General features: G+C 40.4%; 18 protein-coding genes and 2 tRNA genes. 6 read left to right on the plus strand and 14 right to left on the minus strand.

What is annotated here, in order from left to right; genetic code table 11:
• Positions 1–86: 86 nt before the first annotated feature.
• From ACT3CD_RS05690 to ACT3CD_RS05710, 5 genes are all read right to left on the minus strand, one after another.
• Positions 87–1838, minus strand: coding sequence for a phospho-sugar mutase (locus tag ACT3CD_RS05690; RefSeq protein ID WP_444643770.1), 1752 nt, complete (start codon positions 1836–1838; stop codon positions 87–89).
• Between the two features lie 59 nt (positions 1839–1897).
• Complete coding sequence (gene rfbD, locus ACT3CD_RS05695) at positions 1898–2761, minus strand: dTDP-4-dehydrorhamnose reductase (RefSeq protein WP_444643772.1); 864 nt, start codon at positions 2759–2761, stop codon at positions 1898–1900.
• 305 nt (positions 2762–3066) lie between these two features.
• Positions 3067–3630: a dTDP-4-dehydrorhamnose 3,5-epimerase gene (gene rfbC, locus ACT3CD_RS05700; RefSeq protein WP_444643774.1), complete on the minus strand. Its 564-nt coding sequence runs from the start codon at positions 3628–3630 to the stop codon at positions 3067–3069.
• A 21-nt stretch (positions 3631–3651) separates the two neighbouring features.
• Positions 3652–4545, minus strand: coding sequence for a glucose-1-phosphate thymidylyltransferase RfbA (gene rfbA, locus ACT3CD_RS05705; protein WP_444643775.1), 894 nt, complete (start codon positions 4543–4545; stop codon positions 3652–3654).
• Positions 4546–4738: 193 nt separating this feature from the next.
• A complete protein-coding gene (locus ACT3CD_RS05710; protein ID WP_444643777.1) occupies positions 4739–5683 on the minus strand; it encodes a UDP-glucuronic acid decarboxylase family protein in 945 nt (314 codons plus the stop codon).
• A gap of 930 nt (positions 5684–6613) precedes the next feature.
• Here ACT3CD_RS05710 and rpsA point away from each other — a divergent pair.
• The 4 genes from rpsA to guaA all read left to right on the plus strand — a co-directional run bounded on the left by rpsA (position 6614) and on the right by guaA (position 11423).
• Positions 6614–8482 (plus strand): 30S ribosomal protein S1, encoded by a 1869-nt coding sequence (gene rpsA / locus ACT3CD_RS05715; RefSeq protein ID WP_444643778.1) that lies wholly within the window; start codon positions 6614–6616, stop codon positions 8480–8482.
• Between the two features lie 25 nt (positions 8483–8507).
• Positions 8508–8864: an STAS domain-containing protein gene (locus ACT3CD_RS05720; protein WP_444643780.1), complete on the plus strand. Its 357-nt coding sequence runs from the start codon at positions 8508–8510 to the stop codon at positions 8862–8864.
• A gap of 7 nt (positions 8865–8871) precedes the next feature.
• A complete protein-coding gene (locus ACT3CD_RS05725) occupies positions 8872–9801 on the plus strand; it encodes a ribonuclease Z (RefSeq protein ID WP_444643782.1) in 930 nt (309 codons plus the stop codon).
• A gap of 92 nt (positions 9802–9893) precedes the next feature.
• Positions 9894–11423, plus strand: a complete 1530-nt coding sequence (gene guaA, locus ACT3CD_RS05730; protein ID WP_444643783.1) for a glutamine-hydrolyzing GMP synthase — start codon at positions 9894–9896, stop codon at positions 11421–11423.
• A gap of 720 nt (positions 11424–12143) precedes the next feature.
• On the opposite strand, the gene ACT3CD_RS05735 is transcribed toward guaA, so the two are convergent.
• The 8 genes from ACT3CD_RS05735 to ACT3CD_RS05770 form a co-directional block, all read right to left on the minus strand.
• Positions 12144–13253: a hypothetical protein gene (locus ACT3CD_RS05735; protein ID WP_444643785.1), complete on the minus strand. Its 1110-nt coding sequence runs from the start codon at positions 13251–13253 to the stop codon at positions 12144–12146.
• A 189-nt stretch (positions 13254–13442) separates the two neighbouring features.
• Positions 13443–14111, minus strand: coding sequence for an ATP-binding cassette domain-containing protein (locus tag ACT3CD_RS05740; protein WP_444643787.1), 669 nt, complete (start codon positions 14109–14111; stop codon positions 13443–13445).
• A complete protein-coding gene (locus tag ACT3CD_RS05745; RefSeq protein ID WP_444643789.1) occupies positions 14104–15654 on the minus strand; it encodes an ABC transporter permease/substrate-binding protein in 1551 nt (516 codons plus the stop codon). The genes ACT3CD_RS05740 and ACT3CD_RS05745 overlap by 8 nt, the downstream gene beginning before the upstream one ends.
• 332 nt (positions 15655–15986) lie before the next feature.
• Complete coding sequence (locus ACT3CD_RS05750; RefSeq protein WP_444643791.1) at positions 15987–16832, minus strand: helix-turn-helix domain-containing protein; 846 nt, start codon at positions 16830–16832, stop codon at positions 15987–15989.
• 363 nt (positions 16833–17195) lie between these two features.
• Positions 17196–17268: transfer RNA gene (locus ACT3CD_RS05755), tRNA-Gly, on the minus strand.
• A 25-nt stretch (positions 17269–17293) separates the two neighbouring features.
• Positions 17294–17376: transfer RNA gene (locus ACT3CD_RS05760), tRNA-Tyr, on the minus strand.
• 27 nt (positions 17377–17403) lie between these two features.
• Positions 17404–17898 carry a 6,7-dimethyl-8-ribityllumazine synthase gene (gene ribH / locus ACT3CD_RS05765; RefSeq protein ID WP_444643793.1) on the minus strand — a complete coding sequence of 165 codons (495 nt, stop codon included), beginning with the start codon at positions 17896–17898 and terminating at the stop codon, positions 17404–17406.
• An 81-nt stretch (positions 17899–17979) separates the two neighbouring features.
• Positions 17980–18660, minus strand: coding sequence for a tetratricopeptide repeat protein (locus ACT3CD_RS05770; RefSeq protein ID WP_444643795.1), 681 nt, complete (start codon positions 18658–18660; stop codon positions 17980–17982).
• A 590-nt stretch (positions 18661–19250) separates the two neighbouring features.
• Between ACT3CD_RS05770 and recF the strand changes: the two genes are divergently transcribed.
• Positions 19251–20360, plus strand: coding sequence for a DNA replication/repair protein RecF (recF, locus tag ACT3CD_RS05775; protein WP_444643797.1), 1110 nt, complete (start codon positions 19251–19253; stop codon positions 20358–20360).
• 154 nt (positions 20361–20514) lie between these two features.
• A complete protein-coding gene (locus tag ACT3CD_RS05780; protein ID WP_444643799.1) occupies positions 20515–20826 on the plus strand; it encodes a DUF721 domain-containing protein in 312 nt (103 codons plus the stop codon).
• Here ACT3CD_RS05780 and ndk read toward each other — a convergent pair whose 3' ends face one another.
• Entirely contained in the window at positions 20827–21255 is a 429-nt protein-coding gene (gene ndk, locus ACT3CD_RS05785) for a nucleoside-diphosphate kinase (protein WP_444643801.1), read from the minus strand.
• Positions 21256–21263 lie beyond the last annotated feature (8 nt).

Raw genomic sequence — 21263 nt, forward strand, 5'->3', positions numbered from 1 at the left:
AAAATCACCCCCCAGACAGAGTCCGGGGGGTGAAGGCTGTCATTCTTTTCAGAAGACATTTGTTAACTTAGACTTACAACCGGGTCTTAATTTAATTTAAGGTCGGCTACAATTGTATCAATTTTTGCCAGCGCTGCTGAGGTTGACTTCTCAAATTCGTTGCGTGACGGTAAATCTACTTTTACTTCGAAATAGAATTTAATTTTAGGTTCAGTGCCCGATGGGCGTACCGAAACTTTTGAGCCATCTTCGGTAAAGAATTGCAACACATTAGATGGTTCTGGTTGATTCAGCTTTTCTGTTTTCCCGGTTTGAAAATTGGTTGCTGTTAAAGTGGCATAATCTTTTACAACCGAAACATTTGAACCACCCAATGACTTTGGCGGATTGGCTCTGAAGTCAGCCATCATGGCTTTGATTTCATCGGCTCCGCTCTTGCCTTTTCTTACCACAGAAATGAGACGCTCCTGCGAGAAACCATTTTCAATATAAATATCTTGCAGCAGTTGGTATAGTGATTTTCCGTTTTCTTTGGCCCAGGCTGCTACTTCGGCAATCATACAGATGGCGCCCACAGAGTCTTTGTCGCGGACATAATCGCCGGGCAAAAAGCCGTAACTCTCTTCGCCGCCGCAAATATATTTCTTTTTGCCTTCCAGCTCACGTATTATAGCGGCAATCCATTTAAAGCCGGTATAAACATCAAAACACTCGATATTATTGTTCAGCGCAATTTGCTTGATCAACTCTGATGTTACGATTGTTTTAACCGTAAATTCTTTGCCGGTTAGTTTACCCAGTTTTTTCCATTGAGTTAACATATACCACGTAATTAACAATGCTGTTTGATTACCGTTAACAAGTATAAACTGGTTTTTGTCATTACGAATGGCAATACCTAACCGGTCACCATCGGGGTCGGATGCAGCAACCAGCTCGGCATCGGTGGCAATTGCTTTTTCAATGGCCATTTTTAGTGCTGCCGGCTCCTCCGGGTTGGGTGATATTACTGTCGGGAAATCACCACTTACCACATCCTGCTCGGGTACGTTAATAATATTGGTAAAGCCGAATTGGTGTAACGCCTGAGGCACAATTTTAACGGTTGTTCCGTGGATGGGCGAGAAAACAATTTTCAGATCGTGCTGCTTTTTGATGATATCGGGGTTTAGCGATATTTTTTTCACCTCATTGATGAAGAGTTCGTCGGTTTCTGTCCCCAGTGTTTTTATTAACGCCGGATTGCCTTCAAATTTAATGGATTTGACATCCGTAATTTTGTTGACTTCATTAATGATGTTTTTGTCATGTGGCGCAATGACCTGAGCACCATCATTCCAATAGGCTTTGTAACCGTTGTATTCTTTCGGGTTATGCGATGCCGTTAGAATGATTCCGCTTTGACAGCCCAGATGCCTGATGGCAAATGAGATTTCGGGGGTTGGACGTAAGTCTTCGAATAGATAAGCCGTAATGCCGTTGGCCGAAAATATGGCTGCCGCTGTTTCGGCAAAATAACGACTGTTGTTACGGCAGTCGTGACCAATAACAACTTTCTTCTCTGGCAAATTGGCAAATTCCCGGTTAATGTAATTCGACAACCCTTGTGTGGCAGCACCAACGGTGTATTTGTTCATCCGGTTCGATCCGGTTCCCATGATTCCACGCAAACCGCCGGTTCCAAATTCCAAATCCTTGTAAAAAGAATCAATGAGTTCGGTGGTATCGTTATTTTCAAGCATGGCCTTTACCTGTGCTTTGCTTTCAGCATCGTAGGCTCCATTAAGCCATTGCCGGGCTTTTGCTTTAACTTGTTCAAGAATTTCGTTGTTATCCATCGTCTTGTTTTTTTTAGTATTATCGGTCCTTGAAAAGATATTGATTATTTGTGTTCGTGTTAAATGTTTTTAATGCAATTTTCGAGACTGTTGACCCAAAAGGGGACGGTCAGCCCAAATTGTTGCCGTATTTTTTTCTTGTCCAAAACCGAATAGACAGGGCGTTTTGCCACTGACGGAAACGCATCGGACAGAACAGGATTGATGAAACAATTTAAGCCTTTAATTTTAAAAATCATACTGGCAAAGTCGTACCAACTACACACACCTTCGTTTGAATAGTGGTATATACCCGGCACAAAATTTTGAGCGTCGGCAGCTGTTTTTCGCAATATATGCAGAATTGCGGCGGCCAAATCACCGGCATAGGTTGGCGTACCAATCTGATCGTAAACCACATTGATTGTCTCCTTTTCGCTGCCCAGTTTAAGCATGGTTTTCATGAAATTATTACCATACTCCGAATACAACCAGGAGGTACGTATTATAATACTTTGGTTATTTTCCATTGCCAGCAGTTGTTCTCCTTCAGCTTTGGTAGTACCATAAACCGATGTCGGATTTACCGGTTCGCGTGGTGATAGGGGGGTATTGCCCTCTCCACTAAAAACATAATCGGTTGAAACATGAATAACGCCTGCTTTTTTTTCGGCTGCATGTCGTCCAATCCATTGAATGGCCTTTGCGTTGATTAACCGTGCCATAACACGATCGCTTTCGGCTTTGTCAACAGCGGTATAGGCCGTACAGTTTACCACATAATTGAAATCGGTGTGTTCAAAGAATTCTTTAATATTTTCTTCTTTGCTCAAATCCAATTCATTCATGGTGGTTATTTCAAACTGGGCAAATGTTTCATTTTGTATTTGTTGGCTCAATGAGCTTCCCAATTGTCCTTCGCCACCAATGATTAATACTTTCATGTGTTTATAATTTGATTTTTAAGGTCACATGGAACTCCCGTGGAAATAATCATCCTTTAAGTGAGAATTCTTATATCATGGTCGTTTCATGTGTTTATAATTTGATTTTTAAGGTCACATGGAACTCGCCGGGATAATCGTCCTTTTATGAGAATTCGCTCTCATGGCTCGTTTCATCTGTTTATAATTTGTTTGTTTTTGCCACATGGAACTCGCCGGGATAATCATTCCCCTTTGTGAGAGACCACTCTCATGCTCGTTTCATAATGTAAAGGTTGAAATTACCGTGTTTTAGGTGATACATTTTAATCCTCTGCAAAGAAAAAATTCATATCAGCTTCGTTAAAGCCGGGCAGAACCTCGTCTTTAGGAGACATGATAATTTTTTCGGAAGGGACTTTCCAGTCGATGTTCAACGTTGGATCATTAAAATTGAGTCCTCTTTCTGATTCCTTATTATAGGGATTATCACATTTGTAATGAAAAGTGGCTTCATCACTCAAAACGCTAAATCCATGAGCAAACCCACGGGGAATAAAATACTGATAATGATTTTCATCCGATAACTCTACGGCATAGTGTTGTCCGTAGGTTGGTGAGTTTTGCCTTAGATCAACAGCAACATCCAAAACCCGGCCTTTTAGCACCTGAACCAGTTTGGCTTGCGCAAATGGGGCCAGTTGGTAATGGAGACCACGAATCGTGTTTTTACATGACAATGAAACGTTGTCCTGGATAAACTTTTGGCATATACCGGCTTCCCGGTATACGGATTCATTATAGGCCTCAAAAAAATAACCCCGGCTGTCGCCATATACATTTGGCTGGATGATAAGAAGTCCCGGTATGGGCGTGGTTTGTACCTTCATTTTACCTGGCTTTATATAATGTTATAATTGGTTTTTTATATCTTGAATATCTTCATCAGCAATGGCTTTCAGATATTTGCCATACTCATTTTTTTGTAGGGGTTGTGCCAGGCGTAACAACGTTGTTTTATCGATCCACCCTTTTTTATAGGCAATTTCCTCTATACAGGCAATTTTCAGGCCTTGTCTTTTCTCTATTGTTGAAATAAAGTTGGATGCCTGCAATAAGCTGTCATGTGTTCCGGTGTCGAGCCAGGCCATGCCTCGTCCCATCAATTTGACATGCAGTTTATCTTCTTCAAGATATAGTTTATTTAAGTCGGTTATTTCAAGTTCACCGCGTTTGCTTGGTTTTAGTGATTTAGCTTTTTCGACGACATCAGGACCATAAAAATAGAGTCCGGTAACCGCATATTTACTTTTGGGTTGCAAAGGTTTCTCTTCCAAACTTAGCACGCGGCCGTTTTTATCGAACTCAGCCACACCATAGCGTTCAGGATCGTTTACATAATAGCCGAAAACTAAGGCGCCATTGGTCAGTTCACTGGCTTCGCGAAGTGTTTTGCTAAAATCGAAGCCATAAAATATGTTGTCTCCAAGAATAAGACAAACGGGACTGTTATCCACAAATGCTTCGCCGATAAGAAAAGCCTGGGCCAAACCGTCGGGCGAGGGCTGTTCTGCGTACGACAGCGTTAAGCCCCAGTCAGAGCCATCACCGAACAACCGCTTGTAAAGTGGTAAATCGGTTGGTGTTGAAATGATGAGTATTTCTCTTATGCCGGCCAGCATCAGCACCGATAAGGGGTAATATATCATTGGTTTGTCATATACCGGAATTATTTGTTTAGAAATACTTTTGGTGGCAGGATACAGTCGTGTACCTGAGCCGCCGGCTAATATAATACCCTTCATATGTCTATAATTTTTATTTTAATGGTCACATGAAACTCGCCGCAAAGATATTTCCCTATGAGAGAAATACTTTATTATGGTTCGTTTCATCTGTTTAGAAATTATTTTGTTAGAACAGCATCGAAACTCATGATTGCTAAAAAACAAACATTAATCCCGAGTCTTAAAGCATAACATTGCTTTAAATAAAAGCTTATGATTGCTGCAAAAGTTGATCAAAATAGTGAATGGTCTTTATCAAACCTTCCCTTAATTGAATTTTTGGTTCCCAGCCATTGAGCTTTTCTTTTGCCAAAGAAATATCAGGCTGTCGTTGCGTAGGATCATCTTCGGGCAATGGTTTGTATTCAATTTTTGAAGATGAGCCGGTAATATCCAGTATTTCCTTGGCCAGCTCAATCATCGAAAATTCGTTTGGATTACCTATATTAATAGGACCAGTAAACGAGTTGTCCGTTTGCATCATACGAATCATTCCTTCCAATAAATCGTCAACATACTGAAAACTCCTGGTTTGCATTCCGTTGCCAAAAATAGTAATTGGTTCTCCTTTCAGAGCCTGTACAATAAAGTTTGAGACAACACGACCATCGTTGGGGTTCATTCGTGGACCATACGTATTGAATATCCGTATCACTTTTATATTGACATTGTTCTGGCGGTGGTAATTCAAAAAGAGACTTTCAGCACAGCGTTTTCCTTCATCGTAGCAGGAACGGATGCCGATGGGATTGACTTTCCCCCAATAGCTTTCCGGTTGTGGATGAATATCAGGATCACCATAAACTTCGCTGGTAGATGCCTGCAATATTTTAGCCTTAATACGTTTGGCCAGACCAAGCATATTTATAGCACCCATTACCGACGTTTTTATGGTTTTTATGGAGTTATACTGATAATGAACCGGTGAAGCCGGGCAGGCCAGATTATAAATTTCGTCGACTTCAACAAAAAAAGGATGCGTCACATCATGACGTATTAATTCGAAGTACGGATTATTTAGCAGATGCACTATGTTACTTTTACTGCCGGTGAAGTAATTGTCTAAACAGATGACTTCATTGCCTTCGTTAATCAACCTGTCGCATAAATGTGAGCCAATAAAACCGGCGCCACCAGTTATCAGTATTCTTTTCATTAGTTGATTGTCTTTCGTTTTTGCTTTCAATTTAAACCCAAAAGTAAGGCTTTATCTGTTAACTTAATATACTTTGCCGTAATTTTTCCCCATGTTCGAACCAGAGTGGACTTGGAGCGCTGCGCCTGTTTTTATTCATAATGAATTAACGTCGAGATGGTTGGTTTTAAACATTTTCGCCAAAGCCAGGTTGTGATTTAAAGATGCTTTATTGACGCATCGCAGTTCAGAGGCATTTATGCGCTAATAATTGGTTTATTATAATGTAGTATCAGCAAGAAAGCTCAAGTGCCAGACACTAAAATATACTGATTGAATACTTGTGTCGCTCCGAAAAAACTGGTTTACTGGTGTAAAAGGCCATTTTTTGAGCAAGCTCAGTGCCGAAGTCGTGTTTTTTAAACGAACCTTATTTAGTGCCTGTCCATAAAGTCGGGAGTTTGAGCTATCAAGTTCAAATTCAAGGCTTGCGCAGCTCGAAAAATGTGAGTTTACTTCCGTAAATGACCATTTTGAGAGCAAGCGTAACGCAGAAGTTGGACTTTATAGACAGACTCTATTTAGAGTCTGTCCATAAACTAAGTGTTTGAAATATAAAGTTCAAATCCAAAGCTTGCAAAATCATAAAAGTCAAGGCGTTTACTTTTCGTAAATGACTGTTTTTATGACAAGCGTAACGCAGAAGTTGACTTTATAGACAAACACTATTTTAATGACATGCCTAAAATGAATTGACTAGTGAAATGAAAATTGATATATTACATTCATCTTAAAAGTAATAACGTAAAACTTTGATTGAAAATAAATTTTGGTAAATAAATATTGCTCTTTTTCGGGTTTTCTGATATTTATTTAAACTTAATATCGTATTTTTGCAGCAATTTTTAAGTAATATATTGTCTAACCAAGTAGTTTTGTAATTAATTATTAATGGCAGAATTAGAAGAAAAAGGTCAGGAGCAACAAAATGCTCAGACCGAAAAAGCAGCTGCTAAAGGGCAGCAAACAGTAGTTGAAACGGCTAATGCTGATTTTGACTGGGATAGCTATGAGTCTAACGATCTGGCTCTAGAAGGTACCAAAAAAGAAGATCTTGAAAAGATGTATGACCAAACGCTGTCTACCATTTCTGAAAAAGAAGTGATTGATGGTACGGTTATCGCCATGAACAAGCGTGAAGTGGTTATCAATATCGGGTTTAAATCTGATGGTATTGTAAGCCGTAACGAATTCCGTTACAATAGCGACTTAAAAGTAGGCGACACAGTTGAAGTGTATGTTGAAAGTCAGGAAGACAAAAAAGGCCAGTTGGCTCTTTCTCACAAAAAAGCACGCGCATTGCGTTCATGGGATAGGGTAAACGAAGCTTTGGAAAAAGATGAAGTCATTAAAGGATACATTAAATGCCGTACCAAAGGTGGTATGATTGTAGATGTATTTGGCATTGAAGCATTCCTTCCGGGATCACAAATTGATGTGAAACCCATTCGTGACTACGATGTGTTTGTAGGTAAAACAATGGAATTTAAAGTGGTTAAAATTAACCCTGAATTCAAAAACGTTGTTGTTTCACACAAAGCATTGATTGAAGCTGAACTCGAACAGCAGAAAAAAGAAATTATCTCCAAATTGGAGAAAGGACAAGTACTTGAAGGAACCGTTAAAAATATTACCTCATACGGTGTATTTATCGACCTGGGTGGTGTTGACGGCTTAATTCACATTACTGATCTGTCATGGGGACGTGTTTCTCATCCCGAAGAAATTGTTCAACTGGATCAGAAATTGAATGTAGTAATCCTTGATTTTGATGATGAGAAAAAACGGATTGCTTTAGGTTTGAAACAATTAACCCCACATCCATGGGATGCCTTGAATCAGGAACTTAAAGTGGGCGATATTGTTAAGGGTAAAGTTGTTGTGATGGCCGACTATGGTGCTTTCGTTGAAATTGCACCGGGTGTAGAAGGTTTGATTCACGTATCCGAAATGTCATGGTCGCAGCACTTACGTAGCGCTCAGGACTTCCTGAAAGTTGGCGATGAAGTGGAAGCAACCATTTTGACGCTCGACCGCGACGAAAGAAAAATGTCGTTGGGTATCAAACAGCTGAAAGCTGATCCTTGGGATGATATCGAAAAGAAATATGTGATCGGCAGCAAGCATTCTGCAAAAGTTCGCAATTTCACCAATTTTGGTGTGTTTGTAGAAATTGAAGAAGGTATTGATGGATTGATTCACATCTCAGACTTATCATGGACTAAGAAAGTGAAACATCCGGCTGAATTTACGACCATTGGTGCTGAAATTGAAGTGGTTGTTCTTGACATCGATAAAGAAAACCGTCGTTTGAGCCTTGGCCACAAACAACTGGAAGAAAATCCATGGGATGTTTTTGAAACCATTTTCACCGTTGATTCAATTCACGAAGGTACTATTGTTGACGTATTTGATAAAGGTGCTGTAATAGCTTTGCCTTATGGTGTTGAAGGTTTTGCAACCCCTCGTCATTTGGTAAAAGAAGATGGTACTCAGGCTAAAGTTGAAGAGAAACTTAACTTTAAAGTCATTGAGTTCAACAAAGGCGCTAAGAGAATTATTCTTTCACACTCACGCATCTTCGAAGATGAGAAAAGAGGTGAAGAACAAACCGCTAAGAAAGAGCATGCAAAAGCTGCTGCAGCTACCAAGAAAAACGTGAAAAAACTCAAAGACAATCTTGAGAAAACCACACTTGGTGACATCTCTGAATTGGCTGCTTTGAAAGATCAAATGGAAGCCGACGAAAAAAAGGCCTAATTGTTTAAGTTAAGATTGTCTTACAATGGATTTTAATATCGAAAAGCAGAATGGATTCGTTATGGTTCAACTTCTTAAAGAGAAGTTGGACACTTCGGTTGCGCCCGCCCTTAAATCAGAATTGGTTTTGTTGGCTGGTAACAATGAGAAGAATATTCTTCTCGATCTGAGTAAGTGTAATTATTGCGATTCTTCCGGCCTAAGTGCCATCCTTGTAGCCAATCGATTGTGCAAAAACAGTGAAGGTGCTTTTGTTTTGGCCGGGTTACAACCCGCTGTTGAAAAACTGATAACGGTATCGCAACTCGATTCCGTTATCAGCATTGCTCCAACCACTAACGACGGAATTGAAATGATGCGTAATGCTTTGAAATCAAATTAATTAGTGCATGCAATTTTCCGTTACAGTTCTTGGTAGTAATTCAGCGTTGCCAACATCGGAAAGATATCCAACCGCTCAGGTACTTAATGTGTCTGAGCGGTTCTTTTTAATCGATTGTGGTGAAGGAACGCAAATGCAATTGCGTAAATATAAAATTGGATTCTCACGAATCAACCATATTTTTATTTCTCATTTGCATGGCGATCATTGTTTTGGCCTTATTGGTCTGATATCTACGTTTGGTTTGTTAGGCCGTAAAGCCGATTTACACATTTTTGCCCATGCCGATTTGGAGCGTATGATGCAGCCTCAGCTTGACTATTTTGCCACTGATTTGCCCTATAATGTCATCTTTCACGCCATCAATCCTGTGGAGAGTGAAGTCATTTATGAAGATGCAAAAGTTTCAGTGACAACCATTCCATTACGTCATCGAATTCCGGCTTGTGGTTTTCTCTTTAGAGAGCAACAATCCGATTTACATATAAAGCGTGATGCCATTGATTTTTTTGAAGTGCCTGTAAAAGCCATTCCTTCCATTAAGAAAGGGGCCGATTATGTTTTACCTTCGGGTGAGGTGGTTCAAAATCAACGTTTAACAAAGCCTGCTGCAAAGCCTCGCTCTTATGCTTTTTGCTCTGATACCGCCTATTTTGAAAAAATCATTCCACTTGTAGAGGGTGTTGATTTACTTTATCATGAATCAACCTTTTTAGAAGCTCAAAAAGTATTGGCAAAAAAAACGTATCACAGTACCGCTTCACAAGCAGCTGAGATTGCCGTTAAAGCAAATGTTAAGCAACTTATATTAGGTCACTACAGTACCAGGTATTACGATTTATCGCCATTTGAAGAAGAGGCGAAAGCCGTTTTTCCAAACACCAGCCTGGCCAGAGAGGGGTCTGTCTTTGAGATTCCGTATGAATCGCCCCGGTAAGGCATCGGCCATTTGCTATAATTCGACTATCTTTGCCCTTGTATTTTTTATAACCCGATATTCATTTGTAACCTATTTTTAAGAACAGATAGATGCAGAACAAAATCATCATTCTCGATTTCGGATCCCAATATACGCAACTCATTGCCCGACGGGTCAGGGAAATCAATGTGTATTGTGAAATTCATCCTTATCATACCATTCCGGTTCTCGACGAATCGGTGAAGGGTATTATCCTTTCCGGAAGTCCTTCAAGTGTGCGTGAGGAAGGTGCACCTGTGCCTGATGTCAGTGTCTTTTTAGACAAATATCCGGTTTTAGGGGTTTGCTATGGTGCTCAGTTTTTGGCACAATATAAAGGTGGCTCTGTTGAAGCGTCCGATTCGCGTGAGTACGGACGAGCTACCCTGGCCTATATTAACCATGATAATCCTTTGTTTTCGGAAGTCGATACCGGTTCACAGGTGTGGATGTCGCATGGCGATACAATTATGTCGTTACCCAAAGGTTTTGATATAATTGCCAGTACTCATGATGTTGAAGTAGCTGGTTACCATGTGGCAGAATCTAAAATATTCGGCATTCAGTTTCACCCCGAAGTGTATCATACCACCCAAGGGCTTCAAATACTTCAAAATTTTGTGGTTGATATTTGTGGCTGCCAACAGAACTGGAGCCCGGCATCGTTTATTGAAACAACTGTAAACGATTTAAGAGCTCAAATCGGTAACGATAAAGTCGTTTTGGGATTATCGGGTGGCGTTGATAGTTCGGTGGCAGCTATGTTGTTGCATCAGGCTATAGGACAAAATCTTACCTGCATCTTTGTGGATAACGGTTTGTTGCGGAAAAATGAATACCAAACCGTTCTGGATTCCTATAAACACATGGGATTAAATGTAATAGGGGTGGATGCCAAGGATCGTTTCCTGAACGGGTTAAATGGCGTTAGCGATCCCGAAACAAAGCGTAAGATCATTGGTGGCACCTTCATTGAAGTTTTTGATATTGAAGCTCAAAAAATACACAATGTCAAATGGTTGGCTCAGGGAACCATATATCCTGATGTTATCGAGTCGGTGTCGGTTAACGGCCCTTCGGTAACCATCAAATCGCATCATAATGTGGGTGGTTTACCTAAAAAGATGAACCTTAAAGTGGTTGAACCGCTTAAACTTCTTTTTAAAGATGAAGTGCGACGGGTTGGTAAAGAGCTTAATATTTCAATGAATATACTGGGACGTCACCCATTCCCCGGTCCTGGTTTGGCCATTCGCATTCTGGGCGAAATAACGCCCGAAAAGGTGACTTTGCTTCAGGAGGTTGATCATATTTTTGTTGAAGGTTTAAAAACCAATGATTTATACGATAAGGTATGGCAGGCAGGGGCCATGTTGTTGCCCGTTCAGTCGGTAGGCGTGATGGGCGATGAGCGTACCTACGAAAGCGTGGTTGCCTTACGGGCTGTTCAATCAACCGATGGCATGACGGCCGATTGGGTTCATTTGCCCTATGAATTCTTAAGCCGCATTTCAAACGAAATCATTAATAAGGTGCGGGGCGTTAACCGGGTTGTGTATGACATCAGCTCAAAACCACCGGCAACTATTGAGTGGGAGTAATTTTTTGCAGAATGAGGCGTTGTCTTTTGTGAAGGCGAACCTGATATCAGCAAATTGATCAATAAAAAACAGAAAAAGCTAAGCCACCATTGGGGGCCTGGCTTTTTCTGTTTTAAGGTTGGCTGGTTGAAGTTGGTGCCGGCATCCTATGACCAAAACGAGATCAGGACTTCGCTGCGGCGAGATCAAGACTTCGTTGCGGCGAGAACAAGACTTCGCTGTAACGAGATCAAGACTTCGTTGCGGCGAGATCAAGACTTCGTTGCGATGAGATCAAGACTTCGTTGTGGCGAGAACAAGACTTCGCTGCGGCGAGATCAAGACTTCGTTGCGGCGAGATCAAGACTTCGCTGTGGCGAGATCAAGACTTCGTTGCGGCGAGAACAAGACTTCGCTGCGGCGAGATCAAGACTTCGCTGCGGCGAGATCAAGACTTCGCTGCGGCGAGATCAAGACTTCGCTGCGGCGAGATCAGGACTTCGCCGTGACAAGATCAAGACTTGGCTGTAATGAGATGAGATTTGATTCTTGGTTTGCCCTGAACCGGGGAATTGTTCAACAGAGATTATGAAAAACACGAATTTCAATGAAAATTGGACTGTGAATTATATACGACCAATAAATTGATTCATTATTAACGAACAAAAGCCCCAAAAATGGAGCTTTCGTATTTGTTCCCGGGGCGGTGACCGGTACTAACCTATAATTGTCGCCGTTGTGCTAAAAATAAATTCCCAGATTGATATTGAAGCGTTTGTTCCATTCGGTATCGCCTCCCTTTGCCAGTGCCTGTGAATAATTGGAGCCTATCCAGGGATGGTTTTTGGCAATGACGTAATCAACCAGCATGTAAATGGGCCCGGTATGAATCATAAATCCGGTAACATTCATATACGACGCATCATAATCTTTATTGGTCTTTTCCAGAGCCGAAAAATCGTTATAAAATTTGATGTCGTTTAAAAGCAGATGGTTAACATTTATTTTATACCCCAGCGCCAGACTGTAACTGATGCCCTTGTCGGCCACCTGGTAATCGGCCGCAAAAGCACCCATATCAATATACTTGCGTGCCACGGTATCTTTGGCCGCAAATTCATAGGCCATCACCTCGCCTTTAAAGTCCCAGTTGTTCCTGGTCAACACGCTATGAACGGCCACGGCCCATTTGTTGCCAACCGTTTTGGTGTCGGTATTGTATATGCCCCCAAGCTGTGCCGAAATACCAACTTGCGATTGTTTTGAACTTCCAAAATGATAAACCGTTCTTCCCGTTAATTGATTTATTTCTTCATTGCTTCCGCTTAAGTCGTAAGCATAACGATTGTTTTTCTGGCTGAAAATATCTTCTGAATTTTTGGCAAAACTAAGCTGAGCTTCCCACTCATTTCTGCTGTATTCCAATAGGGCGCCTATGTCGGCATCATCTTCAAAACCGAGATAATACTGCATGTTAAACATGAAGCTGTTGCTGGTAAACGGCATAATGCCAAAAGGTGTCCGGGGCATTCCCAGCTTAAGCTTTAAGTTGTTGGTTAGCGGGAGGCCCACATATCCGTTACGCAGCATAAATCCGCCATACGATTCGGCATAATATCGGTTTTCAACGGCAAAATCAATTCCCTTTAGTTGTCCTTTTGCGCTTAAAATCAGAACATCGAAAATGGCTCGTCCTCCTGTCTTTTGATGGGTTTTGTCCCAACTGTTGTTCATATAGGTATATCTGAACGCGCCACCTATAATAAGTGTATCTTTATTAGCAGATGTTTGTCCTTTGACCGTATTTTGTAAAACAAAAAGGCATAGCAATGCCATAAATAGTTTGTGCATAGTTGTTGGTTTAAAGCAATAATGTTTTTTTAAATTATTGTTGACTAAAGTCTGTCGGTAAACGACCTGTTTGAAATATAAAGTTCAAATACAAGGCTTGTCAAATCCTAAAAATCAAGGCGTTTACTTTTCGTAAATGACTGTTTCAAAAACGAGAATAACGCAGTATTTGGCCTTTTCTTGCAAAGATTAACTAATTGTTTTTATTTTACCGGCATCCATGTGTATAATCCTCGTGCCCAGATTTTTGGCTTCTTCCTCATCGTGGGTCACCATAACAAAGGTGGTGTTTAATTTTTGATGGATATTCTTAACCAGGTCCTGCAGGTTTCTGCGGGTTTCGGCATCCAGTGCCGAGAATGGTTCGTCCATTAACACCATATCCGGATTATGCGCAATGGCTCTGACAATTCCCACGCGCTGTCGCTGTCCGCCACTTAGCGTATCCGGAAATTTATCTAAAACAGCGGGGTCTAAATTGACCAGCGGCAGCAGTTCATTGATTCGCTGCTCACACTTTTCATGGCTGTACCCATTCAGTTTCATACCGTAACACATGTTTTGGCGGGCAGTGAGGTGGGGGAAAAGGGCGCCTTCCTGCAGTACGTATCCCATGTCTCTTCTTAAGCGATGTATCTCCCAGCTGTCTATATCCTGACCCAACACTTTTATTTGCCCGTTTTGCCGCTTTAACAGACCGTTTATTAAACGTAACAAGGTTGATTTTCCGCAGCCACTCTTGCCCGTGAGACAAACAAATTCGCCTTTATCAACCGTAAAAGTGAGATCATGCAGTATTTTTTGCTCGCCGTATGAAAAATCGACTTTCTCGAAATGAATGCTATCTGAATTATTCATCTTTGTTTTCTTGTTTAATCGTTGCAATAAATGATTGAGCCACTTCTTTAGGATCCTTGTTTTCTACTTCAACCTCATAATTCATCTGCATCATGGTAGTGGTGCTTATTTTTTCATTGAGCATGGTTAGCAATGGCTCCAGTTCAGGATGTTTATCAAGGGTTTCCATTCGAATAATGATTCCGGCTTCATAACTTGGAAAGTAGTGCAAGTCATCCTTCAGGACTCTCAGGTTTTGCGCTACTATTTTGGCATCGGTGGTAAACGCATCAATGGCATTTACCTTGCCCTGAATAATGGCATTGTATCTTAAGTTAATATCCATTTCGTGAATGGATGCGAAATTAAATCCGTAGGTTTTTACCAGACCCTGATAGCCATCGGGACGCTCAAAGAAATCAAATTCGGCGCCAAATTTAAAGTGGCCGCTGTTACGTGCCAAATCGGAGCTGGTGCTGATGTTAAACTTACGGGCCAGACTGTCGGGTATAGCCAGTGCATAAGTATTATTGAATCCAAGGAGCCCCAGCCATTTTAGCTGAAATTTATCCTGATACAGGGCTTGTATGTCCTTGAAATTTACCTGGTTGTCATCGGGCAATTTCTCTTTCAGCACATTCATCCATCCGGTTCCGGTATATTCCACATACATATCCAGTTTCCCGTTCATCAAGGCCGGATGGATATTGGTAGTGCCACCACCAATGCCAAATTTCCGGATCACTTGTAAGTCGGTTTCATTTTCAATCAACTGGGCCATTATCTCACCCAAAATAAATTGTTCGCCTGTGGGCTTGGAAGCGACGGTTACGGTCTCTTTATTGGTTGATGAAAATGGGTTGGTATTGGCCACTGCGGAAATCAGCACGATGGCCAGCAGCGCGATGTTAATCCATACTTTGATTCGTTGCTTTTTGGTGGCATTATGACTGACAATGCGGACTATTTTATTTTCAAAAACGCCCACAAACCGATCGCCTAAAATGGCAAAAAGAGAGATGCCCAGCGAGCCTGCTACAATCATGGGGGTGTTCATGGTATTTAGTCCACGGAAAATAGCCTGTCCCAGACCGCCGGCGCCTATTAGTGCCGCCAATCCGGTCAGGGCCACCAGCATAACAGTGGTAATGCGCAACCCCGAGACGATAGAAGGCAGTGCCAATGGGAAATAAACATCTTTAAAGATCTGGTATCGTGTGGCGCCCATACCTGCTGCTGCTTCCACGATGTCGGACCGTACTTCGTTTAATCCCGTGAACGTATTCCTGACCATTGGAAGCAAACCGTATAATACCAAAACAATAAGGGCATTTTTAAGTCCGATGCCAACCAGTGGTATCAGCAGACCGAACATGGCAATGGATGGAATGGTATACAAAAAATTGATGATTGGCATTACCAGCGATCGCGACCGGGAAGAATAAAACACCCAAATGCCCAGTGCAATACCGGCTATTGTGGTAATAGCCAGGGCGCCAAAAGAAATAAGGATGTGTTCTGATAACAGTTTTAAGAAATAGATTCTTCGTTCAAATATTTCCATAAAATGATTTTCTGTCAGATTAATTGATGTTTTTAATCTGATATGGTTAATAGTTATATTATTAGGGATACAAACTTAAGTGTTAACAAATGATTTTGAATGGATTATTAGTTCCTGATTATGAGCTGTCGGGTCATTGTCTTTTATTTTGTGTTAGTAAGAAACTGCTTTTTTTTTGATGCTATAAAAATGATCAAGATTGAGGACCAGCCTAATGCCAAAATTGAACTTTGCTTGCAGGCACAATTTTAGTGATATAAAAACAGAAACAAACGCCATACAAAAAAGTTATAAGACAGTCTCAGTTTTGAAAATACAGAACAAAATATTTTTTACGCAACAGCATTTATTTTGCGATAATTGGTGGGAGAGAGGCCTGTTTTACTCTTAAATTGTCGTGTAAAATACAATGGATCATTAAATCCTGTTTCGTAAGCAATTTCATTTATGGGCAGATCAGATATGGCTAAAAGTTTTTTGGCTTTTTTCAGCTTCTCAGTAAGTATGTAATTGGCCGGACTGTCGTTAAATGCTTTTTTAAATTCACGCTTGAATGATGACAGGCTGAGGTTACATATTTTGGCCAGTTCTTTCATCGATAAATTGGAGTAGATGTGTAAAGTCATAGTTTTCTGTAGATTGACAGTCCTGCTTGAGTATAGGTCGGCAAGTAAGTCGATGATGGATTTTACATTATTTGTTTGAACCAATAAAAGAATCAATTCCTTTATTTTTAATTCCAGCAAGTTATCACTGACCAATGTCGGATTTTTAAAATAAAACTCTAATGATTCCACAAATTGGGCAATAGTGTCACTGGGTATTATAACTTGTGTTTCGGGATTACGGGTGTTCTTTTCGATCAGTTCCGGTATTTGATCTGCGAAAAGATCCGTTAAAATATCGGGAAACAGATGAAAAGCAATAACCTCCAATACGTCGTCATCAACGTTTTTTACCATATCTAAAAAGTAGGTGCCGCATTTAAGAAGAACGGCTTCCCTACTTTTTACCTGAATTTTATCATCCACTGAAAGCAGTTTGGAACCTTCACCTTTGATGTACATGAAGCAGCCTCCGTTTTGAAAAACAACTTCTTGTTTATAAGGTGCACTAAAGATGATTTTTTCAATGATAATTTTGTCGCGATACCTAAATATCTGCCTGTTTAGTAGCATGACATGCTTGTTTTTTTTGAATTTTTGATCATGAAATAGAATCGTTTATGTAAAGCAACGATTTGACCTGTCTTTTGTTTATTATTTCACGGAAAATAATGCGACTGTTTATAAAGGGCCGGGTTTGAGTTATAAAGTTACAATTCAAGGCTTAGACAGCCGTAAAAAAGGGTAATTATTGACGCAACTCACCGTTTTGAATGCGAGCAGAACTAAATAAAAGGGATTTTTATCCGACACTAAAATAACGGGATATAACAGAAAAACCGAATTGAAGCCCGGGATTGTTTCAGAACCAAATTTCTTTTTGTCTGGATGACGGAAAATAGAAAGAGAGATAGAATTTCTATCTCTCTTTCTTTGAGCGGGAAACGGGACTCAAACCCGCGACCCTTAGCTTGGAAGGCTAATGCTCTATCAACTGAGCTATTCCCGCAAATAATAATTCTTATTGTTAAGCGTGGGGGGAGGAGGATTCGAACCTCCGAAGTCGTAAGACAACAGATTTACAGTCTGCCCCAGTTGGCCGCTTTGGTATCCCCCCCTGAATTTTCGTTGCACAAAAATACAATTATTTTTTAATTCTGCAATTCAAATCAACCATTTTTATCGCCGTAATTGCTGCTTCATCTCCTTTGTTTCCTAGCTTTCCACCGGCTCTGTCTTCTGCTTGTTGTTGATTCAGAGTTGTTAATAATCCAAATATAAATGGAATTTTAAATTTTACATTTAATTGCGTTATACCCTGGGTAACACCCTGGCAAACATAATTGAAATGCGGCGTATCGCCCTGAATAACACACCCCAGACAAATAACAGCGTCAACATCAGTTTTTTTTGCCAGAATGCGAGCACCTGCTGTAAGTTCAAAACTGCCGGGAACATGGGCTACTAGAATATTTTCTTCTTTGGCACCTTGCTTTAGAAGCGTGTTGTAGGCGCCTTTGTACAAGGCATCAGTAATGGCAGGATTCCACTCTGACACCACAATGCCAAATTTCATCTTTTCAGCCGATGGGACACTCTTTTCATCGTATGAAGACAGATTTTTTAAATTGGTTGCCATTTATGCTGCTTTTTAGAATAGAAAAGATTGCCTTTATCAGACAATCTCTCTATAAATTTTATCAAACTTGTAAAAGTATTTTTACTTTAAGGAAGCTCTTGTAATATATTTGTCGATCTGACGGGCTTCGGTACTGCTCTTAAAATCGTTTTTAATCATTTCATAAGCCTGCAGCGCCATATCATTTTGTCCAAGTTCTTCGTAAACCAAACCCGATTTAAAAAGATAGTAGGGCGTGGTAATATCACTTTTCTCAACGGCGGCTGCTTTTTTGTAATAACCAACAGCTTCCTCTTTATCTCCCAGCTCCAGATAGGCGTCGCCTATTGCTCCGGTGGCAAGGGCTTCGAGTTCTATATTTGAGGTATTAAATTTCTTTAAGTACTCAATAGCTTCCTCAAATTGTCCCAAATGCAAATAGCTGATTCCTGCATAGTAGTATGACAGGTTACCAATGGAAGTATTGCCATAGTTGTCAATAATCTCCAAAAATCCGGGGCTGTTACCATCACCGTCCAGGGCCTCCTGAAACTGATCGTTGTTAAAACTGATCTGGGCCTGAAAAATCTGTTGTTGGGCTTCAGCTACCATCGGTTCTACATATAGTTTTTTGTAAGCCCAGTAACCGCTCACAACTACAATTAATGCCAATATGATTATTGTAATTGTTTTTTGGTTGTTCTCGATAAATTGTTCAGTCCTGCCCAGGGCCTGTTCAACATTTTCCAGATTATTTTCTGTATTGGTTTCTTTCTTAGACATACTTCATTGGTTTTATTGAATGCGCAAATTTAGTAATTTAAGGTAAATTAAAAATAGCTGTTTGCGTTTTTCAGCCTTTTATTAAAAATATTATCTGATTTTGAGTTTATCTCTTTGCTTTACATTCTTTTATACTGTTTAATTAATATTCATATGATTATAATTTGTTTCTCAGTTGTCATATGAAACCCGCCGGAATTAATCATACTCCTGTGTGTGAAATGATTCCCAGGGCTCGTCATCAAATCAGATGTTTGACTCATTAAACCCTGCTTAACAGCTTGACCATTGCGGACAATGTGGTATTACTTCTGTAAAAACCATTTTAAGAGCAAGCGTAACGCAGAATTTGGGCTTTATGGCCAAACTTTAATTAATTGGGGCACTCTCTCTGTTCTCATCCCAAAGTTGAAACACTTTTCTTACATTTGTACTATTATATTGCTTGCCCGAAAACTCAGGAGCTTGAGAAGAAATATACCGGTTCAAGGCTTTCAAAGCTTGAAAAATGTGAGTTTATTCCAGTGAAATGGGGCTTTTTTGCCGACACTTTTATACTATTGTTTTTTTTGTAATTGTAGAAATAACCCATGTATCTTAAAAATATACATTTATTGAATTTTAAAAACATCCGACAGGCTGATGTGACGCTGAGTGGAGGTCTCAATTGTTTTGTGGGAAATAACGGAGCGGGTAAAACCAATTTTTTGGATGCTGTTTATTATTTATCATATTGTAAAAGTTATTTTAATGCCATCGACAGCCAGTTGATTTGTCACGGTGAAGATTTCTTTGTTATTCAGGGTAATTATGAACGACAAGGACAAGAAGAAGCTGTTTATGCAGGACTTAAACTTAATCAAAAAAAACAATTTAAACGCAATAAAAAGGAGTATCCTCGCTTGTCGGACCATATTGGGTTATTGCCACTGGTGATGATTTCGCCGGGTGATGAAAAGCTGATAATGGAAGGCAGTGATTTGCGTCGGAAATTTTTGGATAGTGTGATTTCTCAGTTTGATAAGAAGTACCTGGAGCAATTGCTGCGTTACAACAGGGGGTTGAACCAACGAAATGCTCTGCTTAAATCGGCACAAAACGGGTCGGCGCATAATATTCAGGGACAATTAGAAGTGTGGGACGGGCAACTGGCCGGCATAAGCTTGTTATTATATCAGCGTCGGGTTGACTTCTTGAAAGAGATGGAGCCTGTCTTTCAAAAATACCATACCTTTATTTCCGGTGGTAACGATGAAGTACGGATGATTTATCATTCACATCACCAGAAGGGAGACCTGGAGCAACAATTGAAAGATAGTTTTGAAAAGGATCGCGTTTTAGGCTATACAACCAAAGGAATTCATCGCGATGACCTGGAGCTGCTTTTAAATGGATATCCGGTGAAAAAAGACGGATCACAGGGGCAAAAAAAGACCTTCTTTCTGGCTATGAAGTTGGCTCAGTATGAGTTTTTACAGTCACATTGTGGTTTCTATCCGATTTTATTGCTCGATGATATGTTCGATAAACTGGATCAGATTCGGGCAAGTCGTTTGATTGAATTGGTCAGCCGCGAAACGTTTAAACAAATTTTTATTACCGATACGCAGCGTAACCGCCTGCAAAATATTGTTGAACAAACGGGCAAAAAATACACGTTTTTTAAAGTCGAAGATGGCGGGGTGGAAATCGCGAATTAGAGTCTGCCTATAAACTAAGTGTTTGAAATATAAAGTTCAAATTCAAGGCTTACGAAGTCATAAAAATCAAGGCGTTTACTTTTCGTAAATGACTGTTTTTATGACAAGCGTAACGCAGAAGTTGACTTTATAGACAAACACTAATTAGCTTATTATGATGTATTACAAAAAGAATAAACGCGCCAATAGCAGCGAACAGCTGGGCGATATTTTGGCTAAAATAGTGGAACGACCTGAATTAAGTCGTGGTTTACGTGAAACAAGAGTTATTCAGGCCTGGCCTAAAGTCATGGGGCCTGCCGTAGCCCGAATAACAACACAACTGCACTTTAAAAACGGCAATCTATTCGTCAGTCTTAATTCCAGTATTATCCGCAGCGAACTGTTAATGCATAAAGATCATATTATTGAGTCGCTTAACAAGGAAGCCGGCGGAAAAATTGTGTTTGATATAATCCTGAGGTAATCAACGGAAAAATTGTTCCATGGAACTAAAGAAAAACCGGGCCTCGCGAATGGCACTTTCATCGCTGTCTGAACCATGAATAGCATTGTGCGTCTTATCTTTGGCATATAGCTTACGTATGGTGCCTTCGGCCGACTGAGAGGGGTCTGTGGCTCCTATAAGGGTTCTGAAATCTTCCACTGCATTTTCCTTTTCCAATATGGCGGCAACAACCGGTCCCGACGACATAAATTGAACCAGGCTCTCATAAAAAGGCTTGCCTTTATGTTCGCTGTAAAAAAGTGCCGCTTTTTCGGCTGGCAATTGAGTCATATTCAAAGCCCTGATTGTGAAACCAGCCTTTTCTATTTGTGTGATAATTTCACCAATATGATGTTCCTTTACCGCGAAAGGTTTGATCATAGTTAAGGTAATATTCCCTTTTTTCATTGAACTCA

Origin of the sequence: Geofilum sp. OHC36d9 (genome assembly GCF_052400685.1) — a bacterium.
In the GTDB taxonomy this organism is placed as follows: domain Bacteria; phylum Bacteroidota; class Bacteroidia; order Bacteroidales; family Marinilabiliaceae; genus CAZHHH01.

Excerpts from the sequence above, each read along its gene's own strand:
- ACT3CD_RS05745 (WP_444643789.1), bottom strand. The coding sequence starts at position 15,654 with ATGGAAATATTTGAACGAAGAATCTATTTCTTAAAACTGTTATCAGAA.
- ACT3CD_RS05770 (WP_444643795.1), bottom strand. The coding sequence starts at position 18,660 with ATGTCTAAGAAAGAAACCAATACAGAAAATAATCTGGAAAATGTTGAA.
- rfbA (WP_444643775.1), bottom strand. The coding sequence starts at position 4,545 with ATGAAGGGTATTATATTAGCCGGCGGCTCAGGTACACGACTGTATCCT.
- rfbD (WP_444643772.1), bottom strand. The coding sequence starts at position 2,761 with ATGAAAGTATTAATCATTGGTGGCGAAGGACAATTGGGAAGCTCATTG.
- ACT3CD_RS05710 (WP_444643777.1), bottom strand. The coding sequence starts at position 5,683 with ATGAAAAGAATACTGATAACTGGTGGCGCCGGTTTTATTGGCTCACAT.
- recF (WP_444643797.1), top strand. The coding sequence starts at position 19,251 with ATGTATCTTAAAAATATACATTTATTGAATTTTAAAAACATCCGACAG.
- ACT3CD_RS05720 (WP_444643780.1), top strand. The coding sequence starts at position 8,508 with ATGGATTTTAATATCGAAAAGCAGAATGGATTCGTTATGGTTCAACTT.
- ndk (WP_444643801.1), bottom strand. The coding sequence starts at position 21,255 with ATGAAAAAAGGGAATATTACCTTAACTATGATCAAACCTTTCGCGGTA.
- ACT3CD_RS05735 (WP_444643785.1), bottom strand. The coding sequence starts at position 13,253 with ATGCACAAACTATTTATGGCATTGCTATGCCTTTTTGTTTTACAAAAT.
- ACT3CD_RS05750 (WP_444643791.1), bottom strand. The coding sequence starts at position 16,832 with ATGCTACTAAACAGGCAGATATTTAGGTATCGCGACAAAATTATCATT.
- guaA (WP_444643783.1), top strand. The coding sequence starts at position 9,894 with ATGCAGAACAAAATCATCATTCTCGATTTCGGATCCCAATATACGCAA.
- rfbC (WP_444643774.1), bottom strand. The coding sequence starts at position 3,630 with ATGAAGGTACAAACCACGCCCATACCGGGACTTCTTATCATCCAGCCA.
- ACT3CD_RS05690 (WP_444643770.1), bottom strand. The coding sequence starts at position 1,838 with ATGGATAACAACGAAATTCTTGAACAAGTTAAAGCAAAAGCCCGGCAA.
- ACT3CD_RS05725 (WP_444643782.1), top strand. The coding sequence starts at position 8,872 with ATGCAATTTTCCGTTACAGTTCTTGGTAGTAATTCAGCGTTGCCAACA.
- ACT3CD_RS05740 (WP_444643787.1), bottom strand. The coding sequence starts at position 14,111 with ATGAATAATTCAGATAGCATTCATTTCGAGAAAGTCGATTTTTCATAC.
- ribH (WP_444643793.1), bottom strand. The coding sequence starts at position 17,898 with ATGGCAACCAATTTAAAAAATCTGTCTTCATACGATGAAAAGAGTGTC.
- ACT3CD_RS05780 (WP_444643799.1), top strand. The coding sequence starts at position 20,515 with ATGATGTATTACAAAAAGAATAAACGCGCCAATAGCAGCGAACAGCTG.
- rpsA (WP_444643778.1), top strand. The coding sequence starts at position 6,614 with ATGGCAGAATTAGAAGAAAAAGGTCAGGAGCAACAAAATGCTCAGACC.